At 64.8% G+C, this 24,634-nt stretch carries 21 protein-coding genes; 7 read left to right on the top strand and 14 right to left on the bottom strand.

Annotation, left to right across the window (positions count from 1 at the left end; translation table 11 throughout):
• The first annotated feature begins 118 nt into the window (after positions 1 to 118).
• Complete coding sequence (locus ACSS7Z_RS13170) at positions 119 to 1,945, top strand: AMP-dependent synthetase/ligase (RefSeq protein WP_438255322.1); 1,827 nt, start codon at positions 119 to 121, stop codon at positions 1,943 to 1,945.
• A 76-nt stretch (positions 1,946 to 2,021) separates the two neighbouring features.
• Here the strand turns inward: ACSS7Z_RS13170 and ACSS7Z_RS13165 are convergent, their stop codons facing one another.
• From ACSS7Z_RS13165 to ACSS7Z_RS13155, 3 genes are read right to left on the bottom strand one after another with little or no spacing between them, the layout of a single operon-like run.
• The gene (locus ACSS7Z_RS13165) at positions 2,022 to 2,513 is read right to left on the bottom strand and encodes a peptide deformylase (protein WP_438255321.1); all 492 of its coding nucleotides are present in this window, start codon (positions 2,511 to 2,513) and stop codon (positions 2,022 to 2,024) included.
• Complete coding sequence (locus ACSS7Z_RS13160; protein WP_438255320.1) at positions 2,513 to 4,504, bottom strand: MinD/ParA family ATP-binding protein; 1,992 nt, start codon at positions 4,502 to 4,504, stop codon at positions 2,513 to 2,515. The genes ACSS7Z_RS13165 and ACSS7Z_RS13160 overlap by 1 nt, the downstream gene beginning before the upstream one ends.
• A gap of 42 nt (positions 4,505 to 4,546) precedes the next feature.
• Entirely contained in the window at positions 4,547 to 7,954 is a 3,408-nt protein-coding gene (locus tag ACSS7Z_RS13155) for a pyruvate carboxylase (RefSeq protein WP_438255319.1), read from the bottom strand.
• A gap of 93 nt (positions 7,955 to 8,047) precedes the next feature.
• Between ACSS7Z_RS13155 and ACSS7Z_RS13150 the strand changes: the two genes are divergently transcribed.
• Positions 8,048 to 8,860 (top strand): ParA family protein, encoded by an 813-nt coding sequence (locus ACSS7Z_RS13150; RefSeq protein WP_438255318.1) that lies wholly within the window; start codon positions 8,048 to 8,050, stop codon positions 8,858 to 8,860.
• Positions 8,861 to 9,016: 156 nt separating this feature from the next.
• On the opposite strand, the gene ACSS7Z_RS13145 is transcribed toward ACSS7Z_RS13150, so the two are convergent.
• From ACSS7Z_RS13145 to ACSS7Z_RS13135, 3 genes are all read right to left on the bottom strand, one after another.
• Positions 9,017 to 9,562 carry a MerR family transcriptional regulator gene (locus ACSS7Z_RS13145; protein ID WP_438255317.1) on the bottom strand — a complete coding sequence of 182 codons (546 nt, stop codon included), beginning with the start codon at positions 9,560 to 9,562 and terminating at the stop codon, positions 9,017 to 9,019.
• Positions 9,563 to 9,661: 99 nt separating this feature from the next.
• Complete coding sequence (ftsR, locus tag ACSS7Z_RS13140; RefSeq protein WP_438255316.1) at positions 9,662 to 10,351, bottom strand: transcriptional regulator FtsR; 690 nt, start codon at positions 10,349 to 10,351, stop codon at positions 9,662 to 9,664.
• Positions 10,351 to 10,836, bottom strand: a complete 486-nt coding sequence (locus tag ACSS7Z_RS13135) for an FHA domain-containing protein (protein ID WP_438255315.1) — start codon at positions 10,834 to 10,836, stop codon at positions 10,351 to 10,353. Before ACSS7Z_RS13135 ends, ftsR begins: the two co-directional genes overlap by 1 nt.
• A 99-nt stretch (positions 10,837 to 10,935) precedes the next feature.
• Between ACSS7Z_RS13135 and ACSS7Z_RS13130 the strand changes: the two genes are divergently transcribed.
• Positions 10,936 to 11,619: a copper resistance CopC family protein gene (locus ACSS7Z_RS13130; RefSeq protein WP_438255314.1), complete on the top strand. Its 684-nt coding sequence runs from the start codon at positions 10,936 to 10,938 to the stop codon at positions 11,617 to 11,619.
• A gap of 9 nt (positions 11,620 to 11,628) precedes the next feature.
• Entirely contained in the window at positions 11,629 to 13,026 is a 1,398-nt protein-coding gene (gene lpdA / locus ACSS7Z_RS13125; RefSeq protein ID WP_438255313.1) for a dihydrolipoyl dehydrogenase, read from the top strand.
• A 142-nt stretch (positions 13,027 to 13,168) separates the two neighbouring features.
• On the opposite strand, the gene ACSS7Z_RS13120 is transcribed toward lpdA, so the two are convergent.
• The 7 genes from ACSS7Z_RS13120 to ACSS7Z_RS13090 form a co-directional block, all read right to left on the bottom strand.
• Complete coding sequence (locus tag ACSS7Z_RS13120; RefSeq protein ID WP_438255312.1) at positions 13,169 to 14,287, bottom strand: FAD-dependent oxidoreductase; 1,119 nt, start codon at positions 14,285 to 14,287, stop codon at positions 13,169 to 13,171.
• Complete coding sequence (locus ACSS7Z_RS13115) at positions 14,280 to 14,963, bottom strand: methyltransferase domain-containing protein (protein WP_438255311.1); 684 nt, start codon at positions 14,961 to 14,963, stop codon at positions 14,280 to 14,282. The genes ACSS7Z_RS13120 and ACSS7Z_RS13115 overlap by 8 nt, the downstream gene beginning before the upstream one ends.
• 16 nt (positions 14,964 to 14,979) lie before the next feature.
• A complete protein-coding gene (locus ACSS7Z_RS13110) occupies positions 14,980 to 16,146 on the bottom strand; it encodes a type III polyketide synthase (RefSeq protein WP_438255310.1) in 1,167 nt (388 codons plus the stop codon).
• Between the two features lie 72 nt (positions 16,147 to 16,218).
• Complete coding sequence (locus ACSS7Z_RS13105) at positions 16,219 to 16,851, bottom strand: CYTH domain-containing protein (RefSeq protein ID WP_438255309.1); 633 nt, start codon at positions 16,849 to 16,851, stop codon at positions 16,219 to 16,221.
• The gene (locus ACSS7Z_RS13100) at positions 16,841 to 17,056 is read right to left on the bottom strand and encodes a response regulator (protein WP_438255308.1); all 216 of its coding nucleotides are present in this window, start codon (positions 17,054 to 17,056) and stop codon (positions 16,841 to 16,843) included. Before ACSS7Z_RS13100 ends, ACSS7Z_RS13105 begins: the two co-directional genes overlap by 11 nt.
• A 34-nt stretch (positions 17,057 to 17,090) precedes the next feature.
• Complete coding sequence (locus ACSS7Z_RS13095; protein ID WP_438255307.1) at positions 17,091 to 17,573, bottom strand: prepilin peptidase; 483 nt, start codon at positions 17,571 to 17,573, stop codon at positions 17,091 to 17,093.
• 51 nt (positions 17,574 to 17,624) lie between these two features.
• A complete protein-coding gene (locus tag ACSS7Z_RS13090) occupies positions 17,625 to 17,915 on the bottom strand; it encodes a DUF1905 domain-containing protein (protein ID WP_438255306.1) in 291 nt (96 codons plus the stop codon).
• A gap of 93 nt (positions 17,916 to 18,008) precedes the next feature.
• On the opposite strand from ACSS7Z_RS13090, the gene imuA' reads away from it, so the two are divergent.
• Genes imuA' through ACSS7Z_RS13075 form a run of 3 tightly spaced genes read left to right on the top strand, consistent with a single transcriptional unit; the run spans position 18,009 to position 23,685 of the window.
• Positions 18,009 to 18,767, top strand: coding sequence for a DnaE2-dependent mutagenesis accessory factor ImuA' (gene imuA' / locus ACSS7Z_RS13085; protein ID WP_438255305.1), 759 nt, complete (start codon positions 18,009 to 18,011; stop codon positions 18,765 to 18,767).
• The gene (locus tag ACSS7Z_RS13080) at positions 18,764 to 20,287 is read left to right on the top strand and encodes a DNA polymerase Y family protein (protein ID WP_438255304.1); all 1,524 of its coding nucleotides are present in this window, start codon (positions 18,764 to 18,766) and stop codon (positions 20,285 to 20,287) included. The genes imuA' and ACSS7Z_RS13080 overlap by 4 nt, the downstream gene beginning before the upstream one ends.
• Positions 20,287 to 23,685, top strand: a complete 3,399-nt coding sequence (locus ACSS7Z_RS13075; protein ID WP_438255303.1) for an error-prone DNA polymerase — start codon at positions 20,287 to 20,289, stop codon at positions 23,683 to 23,685. The genes ACSS7Z_RS13080 and ACSS7Z_RS13075 overlap by 1 nt, the downstream gene beginning before the upstream one ends.
• Here the strand turns inward: ACSS7Z_RS13075 and ACSS7Z_RS13070 are convergent, their stop codons facing one another.
• On the bottom strand, positions 23,686 to 24,633 hold the full coding sequence (locus ACSS7Z_RS13070; protein WP_438255302.1) for a zinc-binding dehydrogenase: 948 nt from the start codon (positions 24,631 to 24,633) through the stop codon (positions 23,686 to 23,688).
• Between the last annotated feature and the right edge of the window lies 1 nt (position 24,634).

Raw genomic sequence — 24,634 nt, 5'->3', positions numbered from 1 at the left:
CGCGGTGCGACTCAGTTTCACAAACTGCGCAACTGGATTCCAGAATCACCCCGTTCCGGGTGCTCTCGTGCCCTAGACTCTTGGGAACCCGTGCCCTACCGGTACCGAAGGAGTTGCCGTGGTCCAAATTGAAGTTCCTGCGATCGTCCCCGCTGATCCAGAGGCGAACATCACCGATCTGCTGGTGAAGCGCGTCGAGGCAACGCCCGATCTCGCACTGTTCTCTCTTCCTCGCGGTGCCGGTTGGCACAATGTCAGCGCCGCCGACTTCCAGACCGCAGTGATCGCCCTTGCCAAGGGTTTCGCGGCCGCTGGCATCCAGCCTGGCGAGAAGGTCGGATTCCTCGCGCGCACCACGTATGAATGGACGCTGGTCGACTTCGCGCTGTTCTACGCCGGTGCGGTGATGGTCCCGATCTATGAGACCAGCTCCCCCGCGCAGATCCAGTGGATCATGGAGGATTCCGGGGCCAGCGCGCTCATCGTCGAATCCGCCGACCACTTCGCCAAGCTCGACGAGGTCCGCGGAGATCTCCCCCTCATTCGTGAGGTTTGGCAGCTGCATCTCGGAGCCATCGACTCGCTCACCGCGGCTGGCGCTGGCATTGAGGATGCTGAGATCGAACGTCGCCGCAATATCGCCGTGGGTTCTGACATCGCGACGCTGATCTACACCTCCGGCTCGATGGGTCGCCCCAAGGGCTGCGTTCTCACACACAGCAACTTCGTCGAGCTGACCCGCAACTCGGCCAAGGCGCTCGACAAGGTTGTGGGAATGCCGAACGCATCGACGGTGCTGTTCATCACGACTGCGCACGTGTTCGCCCGGTTCATCTCGATCCTGAACATCCACGCTGGTGTCCGTACCGCGCACCAGCCGGATACGAAGCAGCTGCTCGAGGCGCTCGGATCCTTCAAGCCCACCTTCCTGCTCGCTGTTCCCCGTGTTTTCGAGAAGGTGTACAACTCCGCCGAGCAGAAGGCCGAAGCGGGCGGCAAGGGCAAGATCTTCCGCGCCGCGGCGGATGCTGCGATCGAACACTCCAAACTCCTCGAAGCGGGCAAGAAGATCCCGCTGGGGCTGAAGATCAAGTTCGCACTGTTCGACAAGCTCGTCTACAGCAAGCTCCGCGCCGCGATGGGCGGCAACATCGCCTACGCGGTCTCCGGTTCCGCTCCCCTGGGCGCACGCCTCGGACACTTCTTCCACAGCCTTGGCGTTGTGATCCTCGAAGGCTACGGCCTCACCGAGACCACGGCACCGGCGACGGTGAACCTCGCTGACAAGTCCAAGATCGGTACGGTCGGTCCCGCCCTTCCCGGTGTCGGAGTTCGCCTGGGCGAAGACGGAGAGATCGAAGTCAAGGGCATCAACGTCTTCAAGGAGTACTGGAACAACCCCGAGGCGACCGCCGAGTCGTTCCACGACGGCTGGTTCCGCACCGGAGACATCGGCAGTTTCGACTCGGAAGGCTTCCTCACGATCACGGGCCGCAAGAAGGAGATCCTGGTTACCGCCGGCGGCAAGAACGTCGCACCGGCCGCCCTGGAGGACCCCATCCGGTCGAACCCGATCATCGGTCAGGTTGTCGTCGTCGGCGATCAGAAGCCGTTCATCGCGGCACTGGTCACGCTTGACTCCGAGATGCTACCCACCTGGCTGAAGAACAACGGACTCGACGAGAGCATGCCGCTTGCGGATGCCTCGAAGAACGAGGCAGTCCGTGCCGAGGTGCAGCGCGCCATCGACGCCGCGAACGGTAAGGTTTCCCGCGCAGAATCGATCCGCAAGTTCACGATCCTCGAATCGGAGTGGACCGAGGCGAGCGGCCACCTCACGCCGAAGCTCTCGATCAAGCGCAACGTGATCGTGTCGGACTTCGCCGATGAGATCTCGGCGATCTACGACGAGCCGGTGCACACCACGAACGTCGCCATCGGCTGAGCGCACAAGCTCCCTAACGAGAAATGCCCCCGCGATCGCGGGGGCATTTCTCGTTGAGCAGGCTACGGAGTTCGCATCAGAACCAGTCGCTCTCGCGAACCTGGCGCATCGCAATCTTGCGATCCTCGGGTGTGAGACGGGTGAGGTAGAGGTTGCCGTCGAGGTGATCGGTCTCGTGCTGCAGCGCCTGCGCGAGCAGCCCTTCGCCCTCGAGGATCACCGGGTTGCCATCGAGGTCGATGCCTTCGACACGTGCCCAGGGATGCCGCAGCGCGTCATGCCAGAGCCCGGGCACAGACAGGCAGCCCTCCCCGGTCGGCACCGGGTCTCCACGCACCTCGGTCAGTACCGGGTTGAGCACGTACCCGATGTCGCCGTCGATGTTGTAGCTGAATGCACGAACAGCGAATCCGATCTGGGGGGCTGCGACGCCGGCACGTCCGGGCAGCTCGACGCTGTCCACGAGGTCAGCGACCAATGACCGGATCCCGTCATCGATCTCCTCGATCGGTGCGCAGACGGTTCGCAGCACCGGGTCGCCGAAGACGCGAATCTCCCGAACGGTCATCAGGCTGCGCTCGTACGCAGGGCCTCAATGAGGGATGCTGCGAGTTCCCGAGCGGCCTTGCGGGTCTCCGGCTGGAGGTTGGAGAACACGATGGTTCCACCGCCGGCGATCTGCGTGTCGTACGGCATCCGCACGACGCTGCGCGCGCGCGTACCGAAGTGGGCTTCGAGCTCGTTCAGCCGCACCAGGGGGCTGCCGGGAGTTGACTGGTTGAGCACGATGATGGCGCCGCGCGCCTGATCCTCGTAGCCGTTGGTCTCGAGCCAGGTCAGCGTCTCCGATGCGAGACGTGCCTCATCGACACTCAGCCCAGACACGATGATGAGCTGATCCGACAGATCAAGCGTCGCGCCCATCACCGAGTGCACGATGCCGGTGCCGGTGTCGGTGAGCACGAGCGAGTAGTAGTGCGCTGCAACATCAGCGACGTCACGATAGTCGTCGTCGCTGAAGGCTTCGGCAACACGCGGGTCGGAATCCGAGGCGAGCACGTCGAGTCGGGTGGTGTCTCGCGCGACGATCGCGGAGATGTCGTGATAGCCCTTGACCTCGTCGTGAATACGAACGAGGTCGCGTACGGAACGGCCGTTGGTGCGCACGACTCGGTCGGCCAACGTTCCCCGGTCCGGGTTCGCGTCGACAGCGATGACCCGGTCGTCACGGGCATCCGCCAGAGCCATTCCCAGCAGAGCCGTGATCGTGGTCTTGCCCACGCCGCCCTTGCGCGACAGCACCGGCACGAACCGGGCGCCGCCGGCCAGCGGTGCTGCAATCCGAGCGCTCAACGCCTTGCGTGCGCGCACCTTCTTGCCATCACCGATGTTGAGCTTGCGACCGGAGATCGTGTACAGGAAACGGCTCCAGCCGCCCTCGGGCTCGGGCTTGGTGAGCCGCTGCGGGTCGAGCAACCGGTCGGCGGTGAGCAGATCGGCTGACTCGCGGTTGGACTGGCCGATCTGGTCACCCAGACGCTTGGAGGTCAGCGCGACCTCTGGACGGGCCGCCACGGGGCGCTGCGCGAGCGCCGTCTCAGTCGGCTTCGGGTCTTCCTGGGAAGTGGTCACGGTCTCGCTCTTCGTTTCGGCGGGCAGGGTCTCTGCCGGTGCGTTCTCTGACTGCTTGGGCGCGGTCTGCGCCGACGTTGTCAGGGGCGACCCGGTCTGGGTCGACTCGGATGCTGTAGCCACTGACTCTGTGGACGTGGTTGCGGTGACATCCTGCTTCATAGCCGCCGCGATCCACGCGGATGTCGCGCTTTCCGTCTTCGGCTCCACCGGCTTTTCGACCGGGGTCACCGATTGTGCGACCGGCGCGACCGGCGCGACCGGCGCGGCGGATGCGACCGGCTTCGGTGCGGCGGATGCTGCGGGTCGGGGTTCGGCGGACTTCGGAGTCGCAGGCGCTGTCGTCTCGGCCGGGGTGGGCGTCGATTTCTTGGCCTTTGTCTTGACCTTGGCTTTGGCCTTGGGCGTGCTCTTAGCCGCAGGCGTGGGCCGGGAGCTCCCTGCTGCCGCGTCCACCGCGGCCGCAGCCGAAGCAGCGGCAGCCGGCGCCGGCGTTTCGGGCTCTGCGACGACCTCGGCGATCACTGTTTCATCCGCAAAAACTGGGGCGGCAGCATCCGTCCGGTCACCGGTGTCGGGCTCGACCACGGGATCGACGATCTCGTCGACGGCATCCGCAACGGGTTCCGAGGAAGGCTCCGTGGCGGGGAGCTCGATGATGATTCCGGAACCGTCCAGCAGAATGCGTCCGGTCTCTTCCGACGGTGCCGGGGGTTCGGTCTCGCCGTCGATGACGAGCTCCGAGTAGATCTCACCGTCCACAACGGAGTCGTCGACGAGGTCGTCGTCTTCGTCACGCGGAAGCGCGACATTCACCTGCGCGGTCTGCCCGAGGATGCCCAAGGCGGTCGTATCCAACGAGGCGGCCTCGTCGAGAACGCCGAGGGAATCGTCCTCCGGAGAATCGGGTGTGTTCTTCGGTGTCACTGTGTCACTCCAAGCTTGTGCGAGCATGTCGCCCGCACAAGATTACTTGGCTGGACTGATTACAACCAAAAGGTCACCCGCGTCAACCTGCTGAGTCGCACCGATTGCGAGCCTGTCGATGACGCCGTCGACGGGTGCGGTGATAGCCGCTTCCATCTTCATCGCCTCGATGGATGCCACCGGTTCACCCGCACGAACGACCGCCCCCACCTCGACCTTCAGCGAGACAACACCCGAGAACGGAGCAGCCACCTGCCCCGGCTTGGACGTGTCTGCCTTCTCCACCTGGTGCGCATCGACAGCCACTGAACGGTCCCGGATGAACACCGGCCGCAGCTGTCCGTTCAATGTGGTCATGACCGTGCGCATACCGCGGTCGTCTGCTTCGCCGATCGCTTCGAGACCGACGTAGAGCTGCACGCCGCGATCGATCTCCACCAGGTGCTCCTGGCCCTGCACGAGCCCGTACAGGTAGTCGCTGGTGTCGAGGACGGAGACATCGCCGAAGATCTCACGCAGCTGCGTGAACTCACTCGTCGGGCCCGGGAACAGCAGAGTGTTCAACCGCTCACGCCGTTCCTGGCTGCTGCCGGCCAGCGCCTTCTCATCATCCGCTGAGATCTCCGTGAATGCACTGCGCACCTCACGGCCTGCGAGCACCTTCGTGCGGAATGGCTCCGGCCACCCGCCAGGCAGATCACCGAGTTCGCCGGCCATGAAACTGACGACCGAATCCGGCACGTCGTACTTCTCGGGGTTCGCCTCGAAGTCCGCTGGATCGGCTCGCACCGCTGCGAGGTGCAGCGCGAGGTCGCCGACGACTTTCGACGACGGAGTGACCTTCGGCACGCGGCCGAGAATGCGGTCCGCCGCGGCGTACATGTCCTCGATGAGCTCGAAGTCATCTGCCAGGCCCAGCGCCTTGGCCTGCTGACGCAGGTTCGACAGCTGTCCGCCCGGGATCTCGTGGTGGTAGACACGCCCGGTGGGGCCCGGAAGGCCCGACTCGAACGGCGCGTACTGGTTGCGCACGGCTTCCCAATAGGGCTCGAGGTCCGACACGCCGGCCAGATCCAGACCGCTATCGCGATCGGTGTGTTCCAGCGCCGCCACCAGCGACGAGAGCGAGGGCTGACTGGTCGTGCCCGACAGCGGCGCGGATGCCGCATCGACCGCGTCGACGCCGGCACCACTTGCCGCCAGCAGAGTCGCCAGCTGGCCGCCAGGGGTGTCGTGGGTGTGCAGGTGCACGGGGAGGTCGAAGCGCTCACGCAGCGCCGTGACGAGCTTGGCAGCTGCGGCTGGACGCAGCAGGCCCGCCATGTCTTTGATCGCCAGGATATGCGCGCCGGCATCGACGATCTGCTCGGCGAGGCCGAGGTAGTAGTCGAGCGTGTACAGGTCTTCGGCGGGATTCAGCAGGTCCCCGGTGTAGCACAGCGCGACCTCGGCGACGGTTGTTCCTGTCGCCCGGACTGCGTCGATCGCCGGGCGCATCTGCTCGACGTCATTGAGCGCATCGAAGATGCGGAAGATGTCGACGCCGCTCGCCGCCGCTTCGCTGACGAACGACTCGGTGACCGCCGCGGGATACGGGGTGTACCCGACGGTGTTGCGTCCGCGCAGGAGCATTTGGATGTTGATATTCGGCAGCGCCGCACGCAGTTTGTCCAGCCGCTCCCAGGGGTCTTCCCCGAGGAAGCGCAGGGCGACGTCGTATGTGGCACCGCCCCAGGCCTCCACCGACAGCAGCTCGGGTGTGAGACGTGCCAGGTACGGGGCCGCAGCGACGAGGTCACGTGTGCGCACTCGCGTCGCGAGCAGCGACTGGTGCGCGTCACGGAAGGTGGTGTCGGTGATCGCCAGAGCGCTCTGCTCGCGCAGACTCCGAGCGAAGCCCTCCGGTCCCAGTTCCAACAGACGCTGGCGTGATCCCGGGGCGGGCTGCGTGCTCAGGTCGAGAACAGGCAGCTTCGTCGCCGGGTCGGCTGCTCCCGGGTGCGCTCCGTTGGGCTTGTTGACGGTGACGTCGACGAGCCAGTTCAGCAGCTTGGTACCGCGGTCCTTCGACACCCGCCCCTGCAGCAGGTCAGGGCGCTCGTCGATGAACGACGTGCTGACATCGCCGGCGACGAACGCGTCATCGGCGAGCAGCGCCTGCAGGAACGGGATGTTCGTCGAGACGCCGCGGATTCGGAATTCTGCGAGGGCCCGGCGTGCGCGTCCCACCGCGGTCTCAAAATCACGGCCTCGGCAGGTGAGTTTGGACAGCATGGAGTCGAAGTGCGGGCTGATCTGGGCGCCCTGGTGCACCGTGCCACCATCCAGGCGGATGCCGGCGCCACCGGGCGAACGGTAGGTGGTGATCTTGCCGGTGTCCGGGCGGAATCCCTGCGTTGGATCTTCTGTGGTGATGCGGCACTGCAACGCCGCGCCGCGCAGGTGGATGTCGCCTTGCTGGAGTCCGAGTTCGGCCAGCGTGGCACCCGCGGCAATTCGCATCTGGGTCTGCACGAGGTCGACATCGGTGACCTCTTCGGTGACCGTGTGTTCGACCTGGATGCGGGGGTTCATCTCGATGAAGACGACTTCACCGGTGCGCTCCCCTGCTGTCTCGAGCAGGAACTCCACTGTGCCAGCGTTCTCATATCCGATCGATCGGGCAAAGGCGACGGCGTACCGGTGCATATCCTGACGGATCGTTTCGTCGAGGTTCGGGGCAGGAGCGATCTCCACCACCTTTTGGTGGCGCCGCTGCACCGAGCAGTCACGCTCGAACATGTGCACAGTCTCACCGGTCTTATCGGCGACGATCTGCACCTCGATGTGACGGGGGCGCACAACGGCCTGCTCCAGGAACATGCGCGCGTCACCGAAGGCGCTTTCCGCTTCGCGCATCGCCTCTGCCAGAGCGGGTGCGAGCTCACCTCGGCTTTCTACCCGACGCATTCCGCGACCACCACCGCCGGCGACGGCCTTGGCGAACAGCGGGAATCCGATGTCATCGGCTTGAGCGACCAACTCGTCGACATCGGCGGATGCTTCGGTGGAGCGCAGCACTGGCACACCGGCCTCTACCGCATGCCGTTTGGCTTCGACCTTGTTGCCCGCCATTTCCAGAACTGACGCAGGCGGCCCGATGAAGACGATGCCGTTGGCTGCCGCTTTCTCTGCGAGATCAGGATTCTCGGAGAGAAACCCGTATCCGGGGTAGATCGCGTCGGCGCCGGATTCTTGAGCAACTCGAATGATCTCGTCAACGTCGAGATACGCGCGAACAGGGTGTCCGCGTTCTCCGATCTGGTAGGCCTCATCAGCCTTCAACCGGTGCTGGGAACCGCGGTCTTCGTATGGGAAAACAGCAACAGTGCGCGCTCCCACCTCGACAGCAGCCCGGAACGCGCGAATGGCGATCTCACCACGGTTGGCCACAAGAATCTTCTGGAACATGCGCACCTCTGAGGGCTCGATATGCGGCATTTTCGACGCACATGGGGCGGGGCTGAGTGTTTTCCAAGCCTAGGGGACGGTAACGTGGTCTACGTGCACGTACTTAGCGTCAGCTCTCTCAAGGGAGGCGTCGGCAAAACGACCGTGACTCTCGGATTGGCCTCAGCGGCCTTCGCCCGAGGAGTCCGGACGCTCGTCGTTGACCTCGATCCACAGTCCGATGTGTCCACAGGGATGGACATTCAGATCGCCGGCCGGCTCAACATCGCCGACGTTCTGGCGAATCCGAAGGAGAAGACTGTCCGGCAGGCGATCACCTCCAGCGGCTGGGCGAAGGTTCACCCTGGAACGATCGATGTACTCATCGGCAGTCCTTCTGCCATCAACTTCGATGGCCCGCACCCGAGCGTTCGCGACGTGTGGAAGCTCGAGGAAGCTCTGGCTTCGGTCGAGAGTGACTACGACCTCGTGCTGGTCGACTGCGCCCCGTCGCTGAATGCTCTGACCCGCACCGCGTGGGCGGCCAGTGACCGAGTGATGGTCGTCACAGAGCCCGGTCTCTTCTCCGTCGCAGCAGCCGATCGTGCGCTGCGCGCGATCGAAGAGATTCGCCGCGGTCTCTCCCCCCGGCTTCAGCCGCTGGGAATCGTAGTGAACCGCGTACGCCCGCAGTCGATCGAGCACCAGTTTCGCATCAAGGAACTGCGCGACATGTTCGGCCCGCTGGTGCTGTCACCGCAACTGCCGGAGCGTACGTCGCTTCAGCAGGCGCAGGGCGCCGCGAAGCCGCTGCACATCTGGCCCGGAGACTCCGCACAGGAGCTCGCTGCTGACTTCGACCTGCTGCTGGACCGGATTGTGCGCACGGGCCGGGTTCCGGTGCCGGAGAACGGCACCCAGGCCTGACTCAGCGATACGAAAAACGCGCCCAGCATCGCTGAGCGCGTTTTTTATTTGCGCCGGTTATAGAGCCCGCTATCGAGTACGGCTCCGGTACGACAGGGGCCTCGCGCCCCGAGGCTCCAGGCAGCGCGAAGCGGTGTCTGGAATGGGCGTGGGGTATCAGGCGGTGCGCTTCGCGCGGCGCGCCGAGAGGTCGTCGATGGGCTCAGGAGCCGTGGGCTCGAACTCGACAAGCGTTGACTCGACCTCGCGGAGTACCTTGCCGACGGCGATGCCGAAGACGCCCTGGCCGCGGCTGACAAGGTCGATGACCTCATCGTTCGACGTGCACAGGTAAACGGATGCACCGTCGCTCATGAGCGTGGTGCCGGCCAGGTCACGGATGCCGGCTGCACGAAGCTGATCAACGGCGATGCGGATCTGCTGCAGCGAGATGCCGGTGTCCAGGAGTCGCTTGACAAGCTTGAGCACGAGGATGTCGCGGAAGCCGTACATGCGCTGCGAACCGGAGCCGCTGGCACCACGAACGGTCGGGATGACCAGTTCGGTGCGAGCCCAATAGTCCAACTGACGGTAGGTGATGCCGGCCGCACGGGCAGCGACCGCACCGCGGTAACCAACCTCGTCGTCCATGGCTGGCAGCCCGTCGGTGAAGAGGAGTTCGGTCACGAACTGCGGGTCGCCTGTAAGCCCATCCGCTTTCATTTGAATTCCTCTCTGGAGTGCTTACCTCCACGCTAGAGCAGTGCCCCGGTACCGGCAATGACATCCGGGCCGGGGCGAAGGTGTGTCGCAATCAGTTCGTTACGAAAGCACTCGAGCGAGTGCTTCGCGCACGAAGATCGCCCGCACTTCGTCGATCTTGGTGGCAAGCTCTGGGGCCATCTCGCGGGCTTTTCCACGCGACGTGGCATCGGTTCGCCGAAGCAATGACGACAGCGACGACTCGATCAGCGCCACCTCCCGCTCGGCGCTCTGACGGAGCGTGCGCAGGTGGCGAGGTTCGATTCCATGACGGTCAAGAGCCACCAGGCCGCGCAGCAGCGTGACCGTGGACTCTGGGTAGGCTTCAGCGGCGGTGATGATCCCGGTACTGATGGCATCGTTCAAGATCTGCGGACCTGCGCCCGCTGCGGACAGCAGCTCGTCCCGGCGATAGCGACGGGGGGCGGGAACGATCGAAGGCGGCGGAGCGAGGGCTGCTGCTGCCTCACCGTTGGCCACTGCCTCGTCGAGCTGATCACGGATGACGCTGAGCGGAAGATAATGGTCGCGCTGCAGAGTCAGTCCCAGCCGCAGGCGGTCGATATCCCCCTGCGAGAACTTGCGATAGCCGGAATCCGTACGAGACGGGCTGACGATTCCCTGGACCTCGAGGAAGCGCAACTTGCTCGACGTCAGATCGGGAAACTCGGGCGTGAGTCGTGCAAGCACCTGACCGATACTGAGAAGCCCCGCGGACGCAGAGCGGTCGCGGGGATGAAGTGCCGCCATCAGTTCTGTGCCGCTGCGAGATCTGCGGGCGACGCAAAGAAGTTCAGTCGGAACTTGCCGACACGCAATTCGTATCCGTTCGACAGGATGCTGCGGTCGACGCGCTCACCGTTGACGTAGGTGCCGTTGAGGGAACGCTGGTCGATGATCTCAAAGGCGCCACCGGATCGCGTGATCTCGGCATGCCGACGAGACACCGTCACGTCATCGAAGAAGATGTCTGCCTCGGGGTGGCGACCGATCGTGGTGACGTCGGTGTCCAGCAGGTAGCGGGCGCCAGCAAGTGCCCCCGAGCGAACGAGCAGCAGCGCGGCTCCAGCGGGGAGTGCGGCGATCGCCGTCTGCTCTACCTCGGTCAGATCTGCCCCGAAAGGCACGAAAGACAGATCGGAGTCGTGCCCGAACGTCTGTGTGGCGTCGTGCTTCTGTTCGCCGTCGCGGTGAATCGCCGCGTTCTGTGCCGATCGGCTTTCGTAATCTGTCACGGTGGCCCTCCTCGTGTCCAGACTAACTGATCTGCGACCGCCCTCGGGAGGGTCAATCTGTATCAGCGCTCGCATAGAGGCATTTCCTATGGTGAAGGTGTGCGCACACTCACTCTTCGACGCCCTCTGGTTCCGACAGCGCTTGCGGCAACTCTGCTGGCAGCGTTCGTTTTCCTCTTCGCGTGGCCGCAGTCCGCGGCCGCTCATGATGCACTGATCGCCTCTGACCCGGCCGCAGACTCGACTATCGAGACGATGCCGGAAGAGCTCACCCTCACGTTCAGCGCTGCGCTAATCAGCGGTGAGGGAACGACGGCAATTGAGGTAGTGGATGCCGACGGCAACTCGGTCATCGATGGGGAGCCGACCGTCGACGGCGCAGTGGTGACTCAGCCCCTCCTGTCGGAGGCGGCAGCTGGCGAGTATCACGTGGAATGGCGTGTCGTCTCCAGCGATGGGCATCCCACCGACGGCGTGTTTGGTTTCACGACGACAACCAGCACGGTGCCCGATCCGATCGAGCCGTCCGCCACTCCGTCCGCAGAGCCATCAGCCGAGCCGTCAAGCGAGCCCTCTTCTGCGCCGAGCGCAGAAGAAAATGCAGAACCCACGCAAACCGCCGCCCCGGCGCCGGACGCGCAGGATGCGTCCCCCGCGACGGGATGGATCTGGACGATCTCCATCGTCGGCGTTCTGATCGCCGCAGGCGTCGTTGCCTGGCTGATCATTCGCAGCAGGAAGAACGCTTCTCCAACCGGTTCAGACACCCCCACAGAGCGATAGGCTTTAGACATGCCTCATTACGACGTCGTCATCCTTGGCGCGGGCCCCGGCGGTTACGTCGCAGCGGTCCGTAGCGCTCAGCTCGGTCTGAAGACCGCGATCATCGAAGAGAAGTACTGGGGCGGTGTCTGCCTGAACGTGGGCTGCATCCCTTCCAAGGCTCTTCTGAAGAACGCGGAGCTTGCTCACACCCTCAAGCACAAGGCCGACTTCTTCGGTATCTCCGGTGAATTCACCATCGACTTCGGCAAGGCGTTCGACCGCTCACGCGAGGTTGCCAATGGCCGGGTCAAGGGCATCCACTTCCTGATGAAGAAGAACAAGGTGACCGAGTACGACGGTCGCGGCACCTTCACCGGCCCGAAGGCGATCTCGGTCGCGAAGGCCGACGGCACCACCGAAGAGGTCACGTTCGACAACGCGATCATCGCCACGGGCTCGAAGGTTCGCCTGCTTCCTGGCGTCGAACTCAGCGAGAACGTCGTCACGTATGAGGAGCAGATCCTCTCCCGCGAACTGCCGGAGTCGATCGTCATCGTCGGCGCCGGCGCCATCGGCATGGAGTTCGCCTACGTTCTGACGAACTACGGCGTGAAGGTCACGATCATCGAGTTCCTCGACCGTGCGCTTCCCAATGAGGATGCCGATGTGTCGAAGGAGATCACCAAGCAGTACAAGAACTACGGTGTCGACATCCTCACCTCCACCAAGGTCGAGACGATCGTCGACAACGGCTCCTCCGTCACCGTCACCTACACCGGCAAGGACGGCAACCAGGCTTCCATCGACGCCGGCAAGGTGCTCATGTCGGTCGGCTTCGCCCCGAACATCGAGGGCTTCGGCCTCGACAAGACCGGCGTCAAGCTCACCGAGCGCGGCGCGATCGACATCGATGACTACATGAAGACGAACGTTGATGGCATCTATGCCATCGGCGACGTCACCGCCAAGCTTCAGCTCGCGCACGTCGCCGAGGCACAGGCCGTCGTCGCAGCCGAGACCATCGGAGGAGCTGAGACGCAGACGCTGGGCGATTACCGGATGATGCCGCGTGCAACGTTCTGCTCGCCGCAGGTCGCTTCCTTCGGCCTCACCGAGCAGCAGGCGAAGGACGAGGGACGCGAGATCAAGGTCGTGTCGTTCCCGTTCATGGCCAACGGCAAGGCCCACGGGCTCGGCGAGCCTGTCGGCTTCGTCAAGATGATCGCGGACGCCGAGAACCTCGAGCTCATCGGTGCGCACATGATCGGCCCGGACGTCTCCGAGCTTCTCCCCGAGCTCACGCTCGCGCAGAAGTGGGACCTCACCGCTCTGGAGCTGGCGCGTAACGTGCACACGCACCCGACCCTGTCGGAAGCGCTGCAGGAGGGCTTCCACGGCCTCGCCGGCCACATGATCAACTTCTGATCTTCCGCAAAGGAGCCCGGCAGATTCTGCCGGGCTCCTTTGCGTCCACCTGCAGGGCGAATGCACGGATGTACGAGCATCCCACGGCGTGTCGCCCTGCGCCCGTACGATCGCCCTGCAAGTGTGCGGGGCCCGAGCCGACCTACAGGCCGCGCATCGTGATCATTCCGGCTGCCCGACTTCGCAACAGCGGCGTACCGAGCGCCCTGATCACGGTGTTACGGATGCCCACGCCCAGGCGCGGCGAGGGACGTCCCATCACCATATAAAAGGCGGACCTCCGCTGCGCGCGTACGGCAGCACGCTGGGCGCTGTGCTCGTACTCCCGAAAATCTGGTTGGCCGGTGCGCAATGATCGCTCGATTGCCGCCGCGAGGTGGTGCGCGGCAATCCACCCGAGACTCATTCCCTGTCCGCCGATCGGACTGGTCTCATGTGCGGCGTCACCCACCAGCACTACTCTCCCCACGGCAACTCGCTCCGCTCGATGCTGTCTCGCTTGAAACGCTGTGGGCTGCAGGCGGACGGGCAACCGCAGCCGGATGCCGGTGCGCTCCCGGATCGCTTCTACGAACGACGCCGCATCGCCGAGGGTACGACGTGGATCTGCGGCGACCCAGCGCCTTCGATCCCCCGGAAGTGGAAACGATTCGACCAGCCCAGCGGGCTCACAGTACAGCTGGACGCGCGATCCAGTCAGCGTGTCCGGGATGTCCACCATTGCGTACGAACCGCGCCCCGGCCGCGCACGCCAGCCGATACCCAGCTGCTGGCGAATGCCGCTGCGCGCTCCGTCTGCAGCGACCACGAATGATGCCGAGGCCTCGCGCCGCTCCGCGTCCACATCCATCGATAGCCGGACGACACCCGCATCATCGAGGATGCCGACAACGTCGTGGCCACGACGCAAAGCACCGCTATGTAGCTGCTCCAACCGCTCTACCAGCAACGCGTGCGTGCGATGCTGCGGCAGAATCAGCACTCGTTGCTGCGCGTTGAAGGAGAGCGACGCGAGGATGCGGCCGTCACAGATCACCTCTCCCCCATCCAGTTCGAGTGCTTCACGACGCGCCTGTACTCCCAGACCCGCGGAATCCAGCACCGCGCGGCCAGGCGGGTGGATACCGATCGCGCGCGAACGATCATCAGTTCCCCTACGGCGTTCGTACACGCCCACATCGATCCCTGCTTGAGCGAGTAAGCACGCCAGCAGCAGACCGACCGGCCCCGCCCCGATGATCGCGACGTCGTGATCAGGCATGCGCAGCCGCCCATCGCAATTCCAGCCGTGCAGGAAAAGCCCGTCCCACCTGCCACGGCGATGGCACAACCGACGCAAGTTCGTCTGCGGTAAATGCCCGCCGGATGCTGGTGAGCCCATCAGCCCGAATGAACGAGCCTGCGAGCAGATTTTTCGCGAACGGCAGGGTTCCCGCAGCGAAGGCCCGGTAGGCGAACCTGCTGCGTTCGATGTCGCGATGGACCACGAGGCCTTCAGCACTCACGAGGCGGGTCGAATCAGCGAGCGTCTCCTGCAGCTCCCGCTGGCTCAGATGATGAAGCAGGTGATTGGAGATCACGATGTCGAAGACCTCCCCGGCGCCGACCAGCTCCGTCGTATGCGCACACCGATACTCCACACCGCCGCCACGACTCTTCGCCCAGCGAATGGCTCTGGCATCGGCATCCAGCGCCACGACATCCACCGTCAGCCCGTCTCGCCGCGACCACCGGGCGATCGCCCGCGATACATCCCCGCCACCGGCACCGACATCGAGAACTCTGACCGGCCCCTTCCGCGCGCGCGGGCGGACGTCCCGTCGGTACACCGTGCGCCAGCGCGACACCACGGCATTGACCAGCGCGAAGCGGTCGTAGGTGCGCTCCAGCATCTGCGGATCCGCATGCGGATCATCCATCAGTTCGCGTGCATCCACCTCGCGAACCGCGAGATCACCCCGCACTGCGCCCGGGAGCGACGACGGTCATGAGCGCTGTCTCGGCAGTGAGGCCGGGGCCAAACGCCATCGCGGCGACGCGCTCCCCATCCCGCGTGCCGGCATCCTCCAAAATCCTCCGCAGCACGAACAGGACCGTCGCACTGGACATATTGCCGTACTGTCTGAGAACCTCGCGAGCGGGGTGAAGTTGCTGCTCCGAGAGACTCAGCCGTTCCTCGACGCGGTCCAGGATGCTGCGCCCGCCGGGGTGAATCGCCCAATGCGAGATCTGCTCGCCGATCGTGCCGTCCTCGAATGCCTGAGCGAGGGGAGCTTCTTCGCGGTACAGCGGCCGAAGAGCGTCGTGAATGTGCTCGCCGATGAGCTGCGGGACCGCCGTCGACAAGACCATCTCGAAGCCGTGATCCCCGATCGTCCACGCCATGTCCTTCTCCCCCTCGGGGATGATGCCGGTGTGAAACCGATCGAGCGCAAGGCCGGGCGCATCGGAATCGAATCTGCGCGCGGTGACGATCCCCGCAGCAGCACCATCGGCGAACAGCGAGGTGGCGACGATCATGTCCGGGTCATCCGAGGAGCGCAGATGCAGCGTGCACAGTTCGACGCTGACTACCAGCACCACAGCATCCGGACTGCCGGCGCAGATCTCGCTGGCCGCTCGAAGCGCGGGCATCGAGGCGTAGCAGCCCATGAATCCCAGATGATATCGCCGCGTGCTCCCGCTCAACCCCAGGGCACGGACGATCTCATAGTCGGGGCCCGGCGCGTAGAAGCCGGTGCAGGAGACGGTGATGACGTGGGTGATATCGGCGGCGGTGATATCGGCGGCGCCATCCAGAGCACGCCGCGCCGCTTCCACGTAGAGCCTGCCTGCTTCACGGATGTATACCTCGTTGCGCGCTTTCGTTCCCGGTTCGAGGAGAAGACCGGTGGTTCGATCGAAGAACTGCGGCGATTCGACCTCGGCAGTGAACGACAGCTCTTCGAGCACCGTGTACCGGGTGTCAATACCCGAACCGTTGAACGACGCAGACACGATCCGCTTCGCCAGCCGCCCGATATCTGGCTGTGCGGCGAAGACATCGCGAACCTCGTCCTGCACGAGCGGTGTATCGGGAACGATCGTCTGCAACGATCGGAGCACGGCCGGTCGGGTCATATCGTCACTCAAGCACGATAGAAGACCTGAGAAAAGGGGGTTGCGCAGCACTGGCGGCTGTGCGGGTGCGGTTCAGACGCCGAGGGCGCGAGCGAGCTTGGATCCGGATGCCGCGTGCCGTCCGCCGGCAGCGAATATCGCCACCTCGACGGCGGCGAAGAACTCATCGCGACCCGCATCATCGGCGGGAGCTGCGGGTCCGAGTTCCATCTCCCACTCCCGCCATACGCGAGCGGTTCCCGACCGGAGATCCGTGGCGCGCACCTGATCGTCCACGAACTCCGCAACGATACCTGCCGGACCGGTGAACAGGTAGGCCGTCCGGCTGTTCACGATGCGTGCCAGTGGAGTGAGTGGCGCGGTCGTCCACCGCGCGAGCACGGCTGTGACAGCATCCGGGATCGTTTCATCGTCACCAAGCGGCCATCCCAGCTCCAGACGACCGTCGCCCTCGCGCGGCCCCTTGATGTGCCAGCCCTCATCAGGGCCGCCGGTGCGTCGCCGAAGCGCGACACCGGACTGCGACAGTGCGGCATCGTGGGTATCGAAGTAGCGGGCATCCAGCTCGCGCAGCTCACCGGAAGTGACAGCATCCACACCGGGGATCGCTCCCCAGACCGGCAACGGGGTCGACGTGTCGACGTCGTACTTGCGCTCAACCTCGAAACTGCGGGAGGCGCCGTCAGCCGATGGCTCAGTCGTCACTGGGCGTGATGTCGTCGCTGGACTCGACAAACCAGAAAGCTACCTCGGTGGGCCCGTCGCTCGTACCGGTGTTGATGGCATCGCCATTTCGTCGATAGATGATCTGCGTCGCACCGTAGGGCGCGATCAGACTGTCCTGCTCGGCGTCGTCGAGAGGAAGAACCTGCCCGTCGAGCGGGCCACCGTGAAGTCGTGCGATTGCCATGTGTTCACCATAGTCCTGTGCCTGGGGATCGCGCTTATGCCACGGCGATACCCAGCACCGCGCCAATGATCATCCACGGGCCGAAGGCGATTCTGGTGGAACGATTCGCCTGCCGCAGCATCATGAGCACCAGCGCATAGAGAGCACCCAGAACGAATGCGGATGCTGCGCCGATCGCGAGTGCCTGCCACCCGTGCCATCCCAGCAGCAGGCCGATGACCGCTGCGAGTTTCACATCGCCACCACCGAGCCCTCCTGGACTTGCAGCACGCAGCACCAGATAGAAACCGCCGAGTATCAGCATCCCGATGAGTCCGCTGGTCAGTCTGATGGTGCTGTGCGTGGCCAGTGCGTCGATGCCGACCACGGCAAGCAGTGCGGCCAGGGTCGGCAGCACGATGCGATTCGGGAGCCGGTGCGTTCTGGCATCGATCACGATCAGCCAGACTCCGACTCCGGCGAGCGCGAGATGGGCGAGCACCACGATGATCTCGCGGAGCAACGTCGCAGAGGGCATAGCGGAAGGTTACGAGATCATCGGATGCCGCATGAGCCCCCTGTGGATAACTCAGAGATCGATGATGTCGAGGTGGACCATGAGAGTGTCGCCCTCTTCAATCTGCTGTGCATCGCGGATCGCCTTCTTCAGCGGCAGCACGAATGCACCTTCGGAGAAAAAGATCGAGGTGCGCCAGGTCGAGGTGCCGATCCGCGCCTGCACCCGGAGTGATCCGAACCCGCGCGGAGGGGCGGGCAGTTCGCGCAGTTCCCGCGAGAGCTCTTCGGGGAGCGTCGCAAAGTACCAGGCTTCCACCCGCTTCTCCCAGCGGGTGACCGGGCTGTCGAACTCGATCTGCATACGTCAACGGTAGCGCGAAAACGAATGTCTGATGTGCGAATTACGATCAACACATAGCTTGATTTATTCGTAAATATATTCGAGGATGGATGCATGGGCACAGCACTCTCCGCCCCTTCAGCTCTCCCCCGCGAGGGCAACACCTCCCGCGCTCAGGAGGTGCATCGACTGCGCAACGAGATCGCTCGCATGCAGCGGCGCCGCAGTGATGTGCCGTTCCTCCCTCTTGACCCAGCTTTGGAGGGTCTTCTGCCCGATTCGGGGTTGCGGGTCGGTTCTTCTTATTCGATTTCACCGTCGCCCAGCCTGTTGGGCGCGCTGCTTGCCCCGCCCTCACAGAGGGGCTCCTGGTGTGCCGTCATCGGGATGCCGACGATCGGCGTAGAGGCAATGGCCGGATTCGGAATCGAATTGGAGCGTCTCATCCTGGTACCCGACCCTGGGCCGCGGTGGCTCACTGTTGCCACGGCGCTCTCCGAGGTGGTCCCTCTCATCGCGGTGCATCCGCGCAGCCGGGTCTCCGATGCCGACATCGCCCGGTTGAACGCCCGTCTGAGAGATCGGGGATGCACTCTGCTGGTCACGGCACCCTGGCCGCAGAGCGAGGCGACGATCCGCGTTGAAGAGACTGAGTGGCACGGTCTGGGCTCTGGGTGGGGACTGCTCGCCGATCGCACCGTGACGTTGCGGGCGTCGGGACGCCGACACGAGTCGGCAAGTCGCGTTCGAGTGCGCATGCCCACTTCTCTCGGGCGGGTGGATGCCGAGGCGACTCCCCTGCGCGCCGTGGCATCGTTGCCGACTCCGGCAGCTGCCGTCACAGACACCGGCACCTGGGCGGTGGCCGGATGATGCCCCCACGCCATCTGGTGCTGTGGCTTCCGGACTGGCCGGTGCGAGCGGCGTTGGGGGCACCACCCGCAGAGGAGCCCGTTGCGATCTTGCAGGCGAACATCGTTATCGCCTGCTCTGCAGCGGCCCGGGCTCAGGGAGTACGCCGTGGTCAGCGGCGGCGGCTCGCCCAGTCGCGCTCCCCTGCCCTGCAGCTGATTCCTGCCGACCCGCGTCGAGACGAGCGGGTCTTCCTGCCCGTGCTGCGTCTCCTCGAAGAGCTGGTTCCCGGCGTGCAACCCCTGCGACCTGGGCTCGCCGCTCTTCGTTCCCGCGGGGCCGCTCGCTATTACGGCGGAGAAGAGCAAGCAGCACTACAGCTCATCGGCGCTCTCACCGATCATGGCTATCCCGGAGCCCGAGCGGCCATCGCCGATGGTCTGTTCACCGCTGAGCAGGCAGCACGCCTGGCCGCCCCTGCGCTCGTTGTCGCCTCCGGCGGATCACAGGAGTTCCTCGCCCCGCTTCCCGTGCAGGCGCTGGGAGATGACGAGGTCACCGCCCTGTTGCAGCGACTCGGCATCCGCACTCTCGCTGAGTTCGCAGCCCTCCGCGAAGGCGACATCCGAGACCGGCTGGGTGAGCGCGGCGCGCGCTTGCATGCTCTGGCCTCGGGCGCCGATTCGCGCCCGCTCACACCCCAGCATCCTGAGCCTGAGCTCGCACGAGAAGTCGTCTTCGAAACTCCACTGGAGCACACAGATCAAGTCGCTTTCGCGGTACGACAGACCGCGGATGCCGTCACCGCTGCTCTCGCCGACCTCTCCCAGGTGTGCACCGAAGTGCGCATCGATCTGACCGATGATGACGGCGTGATTTCATCACGCGTCTGGATGCATCCGACCTCCTTCGAGGCGAGCGATCTGGTTGACCGGGTGCGTTGGCAGCTCGAGGGAATTCGGCCGCAGGAGTCATCCGCTGAGCGCACCGGTGCCGGTATCAGCGAGGTGCGCATCGTGCCGACCAGAGTCGATGACAGCGCGCACCACCAGCCGGGCCTGTTCGGGCAGGGCCCGCAGCAGCGTTTGCATCATGCGGTCTCTCGCGTGCAGGCGATGCTCGGACATCGCGGGGTGGTCACCCCGGTCGTGATCGGCGGCAGAAGCCTCGCCGATCGGCAGTTGCTTCAGCCTTGGGGCGATCGGGTGCCACCGGAGCGCGATGCGAATCTTCCCTGGCCAGGCAGCCTGCCACCGCCGTACCCCTCGGAGGTGTTCGTGCCACCCCGCCCTGCCCAGGTGGTCGGAGCAGATGGCCTCCCCCCGATCGTGGACGCGCGCGGGGTGCTCTCTGCGCCTCCGGCCTGGATCGAGCAGGCTCCGGTGCTGAGTTGGGCTGGCCCATGGCCGCTGCGTGAGCGCGCCTGGGACACCCACCGTGCTCGTCTAGCTCAACGCTTTCAGATCGTGGACGAATCGCAGCGCGCCTGGCTTGTCCTGTTCGAGAACGATGCGTGGTGGGTCGAAGGGCGGTACCACTGATGGGCTTCTACAACCCGCCGATGTCGTGGAAAGAGCTCGAGAAGACACTCAGCGCTCCGACAGCTCCCGCCTCCCCGACCACGACAGAGCCCGCACGCCGCCCCGACCCTGGTCCGACTAGCCGACGGCGAAAGGCTGACCCTCCCCCGAAGATCGTCCGACCGACCGAAGCGGTCCCGTACGCGGAATTGCACGCGCATTCCTCCTTCTCGTTTCTCGACGGGGCATCCTCACCGGAGGATCTGCTCGCCGAGGCAGAACGGCTCGGCCTGACTGCTCTTGCCATCACCGACCATGACGGCTTCTACGGTGCCGCCCGTTTCGCCGAGGCAGCCGATGTCAGCGGCGCCCAGGTGCAAACGATCTTCGGTGCCGAACTGTCGCTGGGGTTGCCCGGGCCGCAGAACGGCGTTCCCGATCCGGTCGGTGAGCACCTTCTCGTGCTCGCCCGCGGTTTGGAGGGCTATCACCGGTTGTCCGGTGCTATCACCAGGGCACAGCTGCGCGGCGGCGAGAAAGGGCGACCGGTCTACGATCTGGACGACCTCGCCGCGAGCGCGGGCGAAGACTGGACGATCCTCACCGGCTGCCGAAAGGGCGGCGTGCGGCAGGGACTGGCACGCGGAGATGCCGCCACACCGCTTCGCCGGCTGGTTGATCTCTTCGGACAGGATCAGGTCGTCGTCGAACTCATGGATCACGGCGACCCGATGGATGATCGACGAAACAGTGCCCTGGCCGATCTGGCATCCACCCATCGGCTCCCCGTCGTGGCAACCAACAATGTGCACTATGCGGCGCCTGCTCGTGCTCGTCTCGCCGAAGCTGTCGCGGCGGTCCGCGCGACCCGGGGGATGGATGAGCTCGACGGCTGGCTTCCTGCGCACGGCTCAGCGCATCTGCGCAGCGGAGCGGAGATGACCACTCGATTCCAGCGTTACCCCGGGGCGATCTCACAGGGACTCCGCATCGCAGCCGAGTCGGCTTTTCCGCTGCGGCGCGCTCGCCCCGCGCTCCCTCGCCAAGAGGTGCCGGAAGGACACACGCCGATGAGCCACCTCCGCGCACTGGTCTGGGCTGCTGTTCCCGAGGTGTACCCGCGGTTGGATGACGAAGGCCGCGCGCGCATCGAGCGGGAGCTGAACGTGATCGAAGAGAAGGACTTCCCGGGTTACTTCCTCATTGTGCACGGCATCGTCACCGAGGCGAAGCGCCGTGGCATCCTCTGTCAGGGGCGAGGCTCCGCCGCGGCGAGCGCCGTCTGCTATCTGCTGGGCATCACCGCTGTCGACCCGATCCTCTACCGTCTTCCTTTCGAACGCTTCCTCGCCACCACCCGCGAGGAAGAACCCGACATCGACGTGGATTTCGATTCGGATCGGCGCGAGGAGATCATCCAGTGGGTCTACGGGAAATATGGGCGCGAGCGCGCAGCGCAGGTGGCGAATGTCATCCAGTATCGGCCGAAGAACGCGGTGCGCGATATGGCCCGGGCTCTCGGTCATGCTCCCGGCCAGCAGGATGCCTGGTCGAAACAGGTCGACGGGTGGGGTGCGAGCCTGTCCCCCGTCGACGGCCATGACATTCCCGGCACGGTGCTGGAGTATGCCGGAGAACTGCTGAAGGCTCCTCGCCATCTGGGCATCCACTCCGGCGGGATGGTCCTCACCGCTCGCCCGGTCGGTGAAGTGGTACCGGTGGAGCACGCCCGCATGGAGAACCGCACGGTCATCCAGTGGGACAAAGACGACGCCGCCTGGATGGGACTGGTGAAATTCGACCTGCTCGGACTGGGCATGCTCGCAGCTCTCCAGCACTGCTTCGATCTCATCGCTTCCTCCACCGGTGAGCGGTGGACGCTGCAGACGCTGCCCAAAGAAGAAGCGGCGGTGTACGACATGCTCTGCCGCGCCGATTCGATCGGTGTGTTCCAGGTGGAATCCCGTGCACAGATCGGACTCCTCCCGCGGTTGCAGCCACGCCGCTTCTACGATCTCGTGATCCAGATCGCTCTCATCCGCCCTGGCCCCATCCAAGGCGGAGCGGTGCACCCGTTCGTTCGCCGCAAGCTCGGCCAGGAGAAGGTCACCTACGCGCATCCGTCATTGGAGCCGATCCTGGAGCGCACCCTGGGGATCCCCATCTTTCAGGAGCAGCTCATCCAGATGGCGACCGTGCTGGGCGATTGCACGGCCGATGAGGCCGATCTGCTGCGTCGGGCGATGGGCTCCAAACGCGGTCAGGAGAAGATCGAACGAATCGAGAAGAGGCTCTACGCCGGGATGGCCGCACGGGGGATTCCGGATGCTACGGCCGATCAGATCTACGCACAGATTCAGGCATTCGCACACTTCGGTTTCGCGGAATCACACTCGCTGTCCTTCGCGTTGCTGGTCTATGCCAGCTCGTGGGTGAAACTGCACTACCCCGCGGCGTTCCTTGCCGGTCTTCTGCGTTCCCAGCCGATGGGGTTCTACTCTGCGGCGACGCTCACCGCAGATGCCCGCCGGCATGGCGTCGAGGTGCGCCGCCCTGACCTGCACGCCTCCGGCGCGGCGGCGGCGTTGGAGCACGCGGACGACTCTCCGGTTCCCTCCGGTGTGAAGACCTGTCTTCTTCCAGAGCACCCTCCCGCCGAGGAATTCAGCCGAACAGCCCCCGATGAGTCTGCGGCGCATCGGCGCGATGCCGCCTTCGCGGTACGGCTGGGGCTGTCAGATGTGCGCGGGATCGGCATGCCGATGGCCGAGCGCATCGTCGCTGAGAGAGCGGCGAACGGCCCATTCCAGGATCTGAATGATCTGGTGCGCCGCACGGACGCCACGGCCGCTCAGTTAGAAGCCCTGGCCACTGCTGGGGCATTCGAGTGCCTGGGGATGAGTCGCCGCGAGGCTATCTGGCTCTCCGGTGCCGCCGCCGAGGATCGTGCCCGGTTCTTGCCCGGCACGACCGTATCGGTGCAGCTTCCGCTGTTCACCGATCAGACGAGCTACGAACAACTCGCGGCTGATCTTTCCGCCACTGGCGTCTCAACCGACGATCATCCGATGGCCCACTTCCGCTCGGCGCTGAACGAACGCGGTGTACTCACCGCCGCGGGGCTGCAAATGCATGAGGTGGGCCGCCGCATCGAAGTCGCCGGACTCGTCACTCACCGGCAACGTCCGGCGACAGCATCCGGTGTCACATTCCTCAATCTCGAGGATGAGCATGGTCTCGTCAATGTGGTCTGTTCCACGGGGGTCTGGAGCCGCTACCGACGGGTTGCTCGTGATTCCCCCGCCCTCATCGTGCGCGGCATCCTGGAGCGTTCCCCGGAGGGCGTCATCAACGTTCTCGCGGATGCGTTCCAGGATCTGCGCACCGGGATCGAACATCGCTCCCGTGATTTCCGCTGATCATTCGTCAACCGAGCGCACCGCCACCAATCGGCCGTTGACGGCACCGTCCCGTTCGAACCGCTGAATGCCGGAGTAGATGTCGTCAAATGAGATCTTCTCGACTAGCGAGGACACAATCCCGGCCGCGATCATATCCAGAACCTCAGAGCAGTCCTCGTTCGTGCCACCGTTGGAGCCGATGTAGGTGAGCTGCTTGAGGATCATCGTCGTCGTGGAGATGTTCGTCCGCTCCGATCCCATTCCCACCTGCACGACGGTGCCTTTGAAACCAACCGTTTCGATCGCGTCGTCGGTGGTCGTGTCAAACCCGGCGTAGTCGATGATGACGTCGAGCTCCTTGTCGGCGAACTCACGAATGTTCTCAGCGACCGCTGAAGCGCCGAGTTCCTTGGCCCGCTTCCACGCATCCTGATTTACCTCGGCGACATAGACAGTCGCGCCGAGCCCCCTGGCGAACTGGATTGCAAGGCTGCCAAGACCGCCGGCGCCGATGATGCCGAGCTTGGTGCTCGAGGTCACACCGCCCACCTTGAGGGCGTGATAGGAAGTCATTCCGGCATCCGTCGCAGGAGCCGCCTGTTCCCATGGAACAGCGTCGGGAATCGGGATCACCTGGTAGTCGAACGCCTTGACTTTGTCGGCGAACCCGCCGTCGGTGCCGGTACCCGGCCCCTGAATCGTCGCAGGAACAGCGACGCGCTGTCCGACGGTGAACCCGGTGACGTCCTCGCCGATGGCGGAGACGATGCCGGCGATCTCGTGGCCCAATGTTATGGGCAGGAATCCCAGGATGCCGGTGAGAGTTCCGTCGAGGTAGCCGACGTCCGTGTGGCAGATACCAGCCGCGATCACGTCGATGACGACCTCGTGGCGGCCGGCCACGGGATCGGGAACCTCGGTGAGCTCCAGCGGTTGGTGGGCAGCGGTGATGCGCCAAGCTTTCATA

It is taken from the genome of Microbacterium wangyouchuni (genome assembly GCF_051546305.1).
Lineage (GTDB): Bacteria > Actinomycetota > Actinomycetes > Actinomycetales > Microbacteriaceae > Microbacterium.
Note: the sequence above shows the minus strand (reverse complement) of the source record. Positions and strands in the feature narration are given on the sequence as shown.

Bases quoted from the DNA above. Each gene is read 5' to 3' on its own strand.
- ACSS7Z_RS13120 (WP_438255312.1), bottom strand. From the start codon at position 14,287: ATGCCTGATCACGACGTCGCGATCATCGGGGCGGGGCCGGTCGGTCTG.
- ACSS7Z_RS13100 (WP_438255308.1), bottom strand. From the start codon at position 17,056: ATGGCAATCGCACGACTTCACGGTGGCCCGCTCGACGGGCAGGTTCTT.
- ACSS7Z_RS13095 (WP_438255307.1), bottom strand. From the start codon at position 17,573: ATGCCCTCTGCGACGTTGCTCCGCGAGATCATCGTGGTGCTCGCCCAT.
- ACSS7Z_RS13070 (WP_438255302.1), bottom strand. From the start codon at position 24,633: ATGAAAGCTTGGCGCATCACCGCTGCCCACCAACCGCTGGAGCTCACC.
- lpdA (WP_438255313.1), top strand. From the start codon at position 11,629: ATGCCTCATTACGACGTCGTCATCCTTGGCGCGGGCCCCGGCGGTTAC.
- ACSS7Z_RS13155 (WP_438255319.1), bottom strand. From the start codon at position 7,954: ATGTTCCAGAAGATTCTTGTGGCCAACCGTGGTGAGATCGCCATTCGC.
- imuA' (WP_438255305.1), top strand. From the start codon at position 18,009: ATGGGCACAGCACTCTCCGCCCCTTCAGCTCTCCCCCGCGAGGGCAAC.
- ACSS7Z_RS13080 (WP_438255304.1), top strand. From the start codon at position 18,764: ATGATGCCCCCACGCCATCTGGTGCTGTGGCTTCCGGACTGGCCGGTG.
- ftsR (WP_438255316.1), bottom strand. From the start codon at position 10,351: ATGGCGGCACTTCATCCCCGCGACCGCTCTGCGTCCGCGGGGCTTCTC.
- ACSS7Z_RS13090 (WP_438255306.1), bottom strand. From the start codon at position 17,915: ATGCAGATCGAGTTCGACAGCCCGGTCACCCGCTGGGAGAAGCGGGTG.
- ACSS7Z_RS13145 (WP_438255317.1), bottom strand. From the start codon at position 9,562: ATGAAAGCGGATGGGCTTACAGGCGACCCGCAGTTCGTGACCGAACTC.
- ACSS7Z_RS13165 (WP_438255321.1), bottom strand. From the start codon at position 2,513: ATGACCGTTCGGGAGATTCGCGTCTTCGGCGACCCGGTGCTGCGAACC.
- ACSS7Z_RS13075 (WP_438255303.1), top strand. From the start codon at position 20,287: ATGGGCTTCTACAACCCGCCGATGTCGTGGAAAGAGCTCGAGAAGACA.
- ACSS7Z_RS13110 (WP_438255310.1), bottom strand. From the start codon at position 16,146: ATGACCCGACCGGCCGTGCTCCGATCGTTGCAGACGATCGTTCCCGAT.